Source organism: Streptomyces sp. 8L, assembly GCF_020176795.1.
Classification (GTDB): Bacteria; Actinomycetota; Actinomycetes; order Streptomycetales; family Streptomycetaceae; genus Streptomyces.
Genome location: NZ_JAIUKE010000291.1, coordinates 1 through 5,678, shown reverse-complemented (window position 1 = coordinate 5,678; position 5,678 = coordinate 1). Strand labels below are relative to the sequence as shown.

Annotated in this window: 5 protein-coding genes; 4 read left to right on the top strand and 1 reads right to left on the bottom strand. The window is 72.8% G+C overall.

Annotation, left to right across the window (positions count from 1 at the left end; all coding sequences use genetic code 11):
- Positions 1-22: 22 nt before the first annotated feature.
- The 3 genes from LCE31_RS23285 (at position 23) to LCE31_RS23275 (ending at position 2,785) form a co-directional block, all read left to right on the top strand.
- Entirely contained in the window at positions 23-1,060 is a 1,038-nt protein-coding gene (locus tag LCE31_RS23285; RefSeq protein WP_225017200.1) for a C40 family peptidase, read from the top strand.
- Positions 1,061-1,202: 142 nt separating this feature from the next.
- The gene (locus tag LCE31_RS23280) at positions 1,203-1,598 is read left to right on the top strand and encodes a hypothetical protein (RefSeq protein WP_225017198.1); all 396 of its coding nucleotides are present in this window, start codon (positions 1,203-1,205) and stop codon (positions 1,596-1,598) included.
- A 284-nt stretch (positions 1,599-1,882) separates the two neighbouring features.
- Complete coding sequence (locus tag LCE31_RS23275) at positions 1,883-2,785, top strand: TIGR03619 family F420-dependent LLM class oxidoreductase (protein ID WP_225017197.1); 903 nt, start codon at positions 1,883-1,885, stop codon at positions 2,783-2,785.
- 140 nt (positions 2,786-2,925) lie between these two features.
- Here the strand turns inward: LCE31_RS23275 and LCE31_RS23270 are convergent, their stop codons facing one another.
- Positions 2,926-4,989, bottom strand: coding sequence for a phosphocholine-specific phospholipase C (locus LCE31_RS23270; protein WP_225017195.1), 2,064 nt, complete (start codon positions 4,987-4,989; stop codon positions 2,926-2,928).
- Between the two features lie 237 nt (positions 4,990-5,226).
- Between LCE31_RS23270 and LCE31_RS23265 the strand changes: the two genes are divergently transcribed.
- Positions 5,227-5,442: a hypothetical protein gene (locus LCE31_RS23265; RefSeq protein ID WP_225017203.1), complete on the top strand. Its 216-nt coding sequence runs from the start codon at positions 5,227-5,229 to the stop codon at positions 5,440-5,442.
- The last annotated feature ends 236 nt before the right edge of the window (positions 5,443-5,678 follow it).

Here is a 5,678-nt window from a genome sequence, read left to right as displayed (position 1 = left end):
GTTCGGGGGGATCGCGGGGGCGATGTTCCAGGGGCAGGCCGGAAGGACCGCGGCCACCGCCGCGTCATTGGCCATCGCGGGTGCCGCCACCGCCGCGTCCTGCGGTGTCGCGCAGGCGGCGCCGCAGCAGACGCCCGCCCAGGTCAAGGCCCAGGTCGACGACTTGTACCAGCAGGCAGAGGCCGCGACGCAGAAGTACAACGGTACGAAGGCGGACGCGGAGAAGACCCGTACGTCGCTCGACTCGCTGCGCGACGAGGCCGCGCGCACCCAGGCGCGGCTCAACACGGCACGGGACGCGCTGGGTTCGGTCGTGTCGGCGCAGTACCGCTCTGGGGGGCTCGACCCGTCCGTACAGCTCGCGCTCTCCCCCGACCCCGACACGTTCCTGGAGAACGCGTCGGTCGCGGAACGCGCGGAGTCGCGCAACGCGCAGGCGGTCCAGCGCGTACGGGCGGAGGTGACGCAGCTCGGCCGGCTGCACTCCACGGCGGACGGCCGGCTCACGGATCTCACGGCGCAGCAGCGGCAGCTCGCGCGCCAGAAGTCCCGGATCAACGAGAAACTCGGCGCCGCCCGCCGCCTCCTCGACCGGCTCAGCGCACCCGAACGCGCCCGGTACGAGGCGGGGACCGCGAACGTCACAGGCCCCGGGACCGCGAGCACGGCCACCGCGCCCGGCGCCTCCGCCGCGCCGCGGTCCGCGGCCGGTCCCCGCGCCGCCGCGGCCCTCGCCTTCGCGTACGGTGCGCTCGGCAAGCCCTACGTCTGGGGCACGACGGGCCCGGACGCGTTCGACTGCTCCGGACTGACGCAGGCCGCGTGGAAGGCGGCGGGCGTCTCGCTGCCGCGCACCACGTACACCCAGATCAACGCGGGCGAGCGGGTGTCGAAGTCCCAGCTCGCACCGGGTGACCTGGTGTTCTTCTACTCGGGCGTCAGCCATGTGGGGCTGTACGTCGGCGGCGGCAAGATGATCCACGCGCCGCATCCTGGTGCGCCGGTACGGGTGGCACCGATCGACGAGATGCCGTTCGCGGGCGCCACCCGCCCGGCGTAGCCCCGGAGGACCCCGCGCCGCACTCGGGCCAGGATGGGTCCAGACACGCACGCCGCACACGCACGCCGCGCACACCGGACATCGCAGGTACGCCGCACACGCACCGCCCGGGGAGGGGGCCCGCGAGGAAGGGACGACAGCCGTGAGACGAGCCATCGCCGTCAGAGCGACCGGCCTGTGCCTCGCCGCCGGCTCCCTGTTCGTCCTGGCCCCGGTCGGCGCCACCCCGCGCGGCTGCGGCGACCTGTCCTGGGGCCGTCTGTGCATCGAGGGCCCCATCGGCGGCTCGGGCGGTTTCACCACGCGGTACGTGCAGTACGACGGACGCAGGGCGGTGCGCGTACGCCTCGGCTACCAGCGCAAGGACCACCGCCTGACGGCGTTCGCGGACTGGTTCGGCACGAGCACGACGGCGAACGGCCGGGCCCAGCGCTCCGGCCGCCTCTCCACGGCGGCGGACGAGTGCATCAGGGGCGTCCTGATCGGACCGTCGGGCAAGGCCCACGTGACGCCGTGGAGATGCGCACCCGCGCGGTGACGCGTACCAGGCACAGATCCGCCACGCGTCACGGATGAGCTCCACCGCCGAGGTCCATCACGCCCACCGCGGCATCGCCCACAACTCGCCGTGCCGCGCCACCTGCTGGGGAAACGCTGGGAGTTGGCTAGTCTCCTCGTGCGCCGCCCCGCGCCCCGAGTGCCGTGCCTCTGCCGTGCGGCCGTTCGCGTGCTCCGCCGCCCCGGTGATCGTGACCCGGGCGTGGACGCCGACCGGTGCCGGGGCCCGCGAACCGTGCAAGTCGTTGCTCAAAGGAGAGTGCCGTGCAGGTCGGATTCACGCTGCCGCAGTTCCACAAGCAGGCTTTCGAGATAGCGGGGGTCGCGCGGTACGCGCGCGAGATCGAGGAGGCGGGCGGCGCCAGCCTGTGGGTCGGCGACCGGAACCTCGCCGCCGTCAACCCGAAGATCGGGTACGGCGGTCAGGGCAACACCATCCCCGCGGAACTGAACCCCGCCGGCGACCCGTTCGTACTCCTGGGAGCGGCCGCCGCGGCCACCGAGCGCGTACTGCTCGGAACCCACGTTCTCGTGGCGCCCCTCTACCCGCCGGTCCAGCTGGCCAGGTCGCTGACGACGATCGATCTGCTCGGCGGAGGGCGCCTGCTGCCCGGGTTCGGGGTCGGCTGGTCGCCCGAGGAGTACGAGGCCGCCGGGCTCGACTTCACCACCCGCGGCGCCCGGATGGACGAACTCCTCGACGCGCTGGAAGCGATCTGGACGACCGACCCCGCCGAGTACAGCGGTGAACTGCTGTCGGTGCCCCTGCACCATTCCCCGCTCAAGCCGGCCCGCCGGCCGAGGCCGCCGTTCTACCTGGGCGCGATGTCGGAGCGCGCGCTCAGGAGGGTCGCCCTGCGCGGGGACGGCTGGCTCCCGCTCTGTTCGGTGCCGAGCTGGGTCGACATCGACGGTCTGGTGCAGCAGCGGGCGCTCATCGACTCGTTGGCACGGGAGGCGGGACGCGACCCGTCCGCCATCGACAGCGTCCTGCGCGTCAACATCGACGCGGGCACGTCGACGGAAGAGGTCTCCACGGTCATCAAGACCGTGCGGGAGCGCACCGGCATCGGCCATGTGATGGTCGACACCCTGTACAGCGACGACAGCGTCGACCAGGCGCTTCAGCGGGCCGGGGAGATCCTCGACTCGGTCCGCAAGGGCTGATACCTGACGACCCGTCGGCCTCCGTCGCGACAGCCGATGGGTCGACGGGTCGACGGGGTTGTCAGGCAGCAGGCCGGCGAGGCGACTGGCCGACTCCCCTACGCGCCGACTCACCGACTCACCGACTCACCGACAGAGCGTCAACCCGTCACCGTCGCCGGGTCGCTGGTGCTCGCCGTGCCCGTCTCCACGTGTCCGGCGAAGCGCCTGACGTACGCGGAGTCGGCGTCGGAGGTGACCGTGACGTCGTACCAGCGGTTGCCGTCGGCCACGCCCCAGTCGGGGACGGACCGCGAGCCGCCCGCCCCGACGGTGTACGTGTAGTGCTCGGTGGGCGCGTACGCGTCGGTGGCGGTGAAGGTGACAGGCGCGGTGCCGGGGTTGCTGAACACCAGGGTGACGTGCCCGGTCGAGGCGTCGTGCCTGGCGGTCACCTCGGGGCCGGCCGAGCCCGCCGTGCCGGCGATCCGGCGCAGGAAGCCGCCCGGCCCCCAGACCGAGAAGTCGTAGCGGGAGGAGGCGTCCGGCATGGCCCAGGTGTCGGTGAGGGTCTTGCCGGCCTCCACGGTGTAGGGCCAGGGGCCGTCCGAGCGCACCGCGGAGGTGACGAGGAAGGCCGCGCCCGCCGTGCCGAAGCTGCTGAAGGTGAACCGCATCCGCCCGTCGACGGGCTTGGTGTCGGCCGCCAGGTCGTACGGCAGGGCGCGGGCGCTTCGCGTGCCGGACTCCTGCACCGGCACCGCGCCGTTGGCGGGCGGGGTCGGCACGTAGTCGCCGGGGTTGTCGTGGTTCGGAGGCGCGTAGCCGCCGGTGCCGGGGAGTGTGGGCGGGGCGGCGTTGCCGCGGGTGAAGTCGAAGGCGGCGGTGAGGTCGCCGCAGATCGCGCGGCGCCAGGGCGAGACGTTCGGGTTGTGCACGCCGAACCGCTTCTCGATGAACTGCGTGATCGAGGTGTGGTCGAAGGTCTGGGAGCAGACCCAGCCGCCGGTGCTCCAGGGCGAGAGGACCAGCATCGGCACGCGCGGCCCGAGCCCGTAGGGTCCCGCGTCGTACCCGGACACACCGCCGGTGTAGAGGTCCGCGGTGACGTCGACGGTGGACAGGCCGCGGTCGGCGGAGGCGGGCGGGAACGGCGGCACCACGTGGTCGAAGAAGCCGTCGTTCTCGTCGTAGGTGAGGAAGACGGCGGTACGGCTCCACACGTCGGGGTCGGCGGTGAGCGCGTCCAGCACCTGGGAGACGTACCAGGCACCGTAGTTGGCGGGCCAGTTGGGGTGTTCGCAGAACGCCTCGGGCGAGGCGATCCAGGAGACCTGGGGCAGCTTCCCGGCCAGTACGTCGGCCTTGAGCCGGTCGAAGTAGCCGTCACCGCCGTTGGCGTCGGTACCGGTGCGGGCCTTGTCGTACAGCGGGTCGCCCGCCGTGGCGTTCTGGTACTGCTTGAAGTAGAGCAGCGAGTTGTCGCCGTAGTTGCCGATGAAGGCGTCGCTGGTCCACCCCCAGCCGCCGGCCTTGTCGAGTCCGGTGCCGGTGTCCTGGTAGACCTTCCAGGAGACGCCCGCCTCCTCCAGGATCTCGGGGAAGGTCTTCCAGCCGTACCCGGCCTCCTCGTTGCCGAGCACCGGGCCGCCGCCCGTGCCGTCGTTGCCCGCGTAACCGCTGTACATGTAGTAGCGGTTGGGGTCGGTGGAGCTGAGCATCGAGCAGTGGTACGCGTCGCAGACGGTGAACGCGTCGGCCAGGGCGTAGTGGAAGGGGATGTCCTCGCGGGTGAGGTACGCCATCGTGGTGGTGGACTTCGCGGGAATCCAGTTGTCGTAGTTGCCGCGGTTCCACGCGTCGTGGGTGCCGGACCAGGTGTGGTCGAGGTCCTGGATGAACTGCAGGCCCAGGTTGTCGGCGTCCGGCCGGAAGGGCAGCGTCTCGTGCCCGGAGTCGTCCGCCTGGTGGAAGACCGACTGTCCGCTGGGCAGGGTGGCCGGCCGGGGGTCGCCGAAGCCGCGGACGCCTCGCAGCGTGCCGAAGTAGTGGTCGAACGAACGGTTCTCCTGCATCAGGACGACGACGTGCTCGACGTCCTTGAGGGTCCCGGTCCCGGTGGCGGCCGGGATCGCGGCGGCCCTGGCGATGCCGCCGGTGAGCACGGACGCGGCGGCGGTGCCGCCGGCGAGCTGGAGGAACCTTCGGCGGTCGACGTTGGGCACGGCTGTCTCTCCTGACGGTCCGGTGGGGGCGGCCCAGGCGGTGGAACACACCTGCGCGATCGTGCGCGTTGAGGAGGCTTTTTCGACATCCCCGCTCAGGGACGACGCGCACATGATGGTGACGGCCCGCGCACGGTGTCAATGCCGCGTGGCCGGCACGCGGGCGAACCCGCGGCTTACGGGAACCGGCCGGTGGCCCGGGGGCGTGTTCTGTCGTGACGAGGGAAGGAGCCGGTCATGACACACGGAGGCGGAGGCGGCGGAGGCGGCCACCACGGCGGTGGCGGAGGCCACCACGGCGGCGGGCATCATCACTCCGGAGGAGACCTGGGCACGTTCACCCCGGTCGGCGGTGGCTCGGGCCGGGGCGGTTCGCGGAACTCGACGGTGAGATGGCTGTTCATCGCGGCACTGCTGGTGCTCACGATCGTCATGTCGATCGTCCAGCACTGACGATTCCGCGCGCCGTGCGGAGCCGGCCGTTCCGGTCGGCGTCCGTGCGGAGCGCCACGGTCGTGCGCCGGGGGGGGGGGGGGCCCGCGGGGCCCCCCCCCCCCCCCCCCCCCGGCCCGGCCGGCGGGGCGCCCCCCCCCCCGGGCCCCGGGCGGGGGGGGGGGCGCGGCCGCGCCCCCGCCCCCCCCCGCGCAGAGGACGTGTGGGTGGGGCGCCCGGCACTCCCGGACCCCCGC

Coding starts and splice junctions, on each gene's coding strand:
- LCE31_RS23285 (WP_225017200.1), top strand. CDS start 23: ATGTTCCAGGGGCAGGCCGGAAGGACCGCGGCCACCGCCGCGTCATTG.
- LCE31_RS23265 (WP_225017203.1), top strand. CDS start 5,227: ATGACACACGGAGGCGGAGGCGGCGGAGGCGGCCACCACGGCGGTGGC.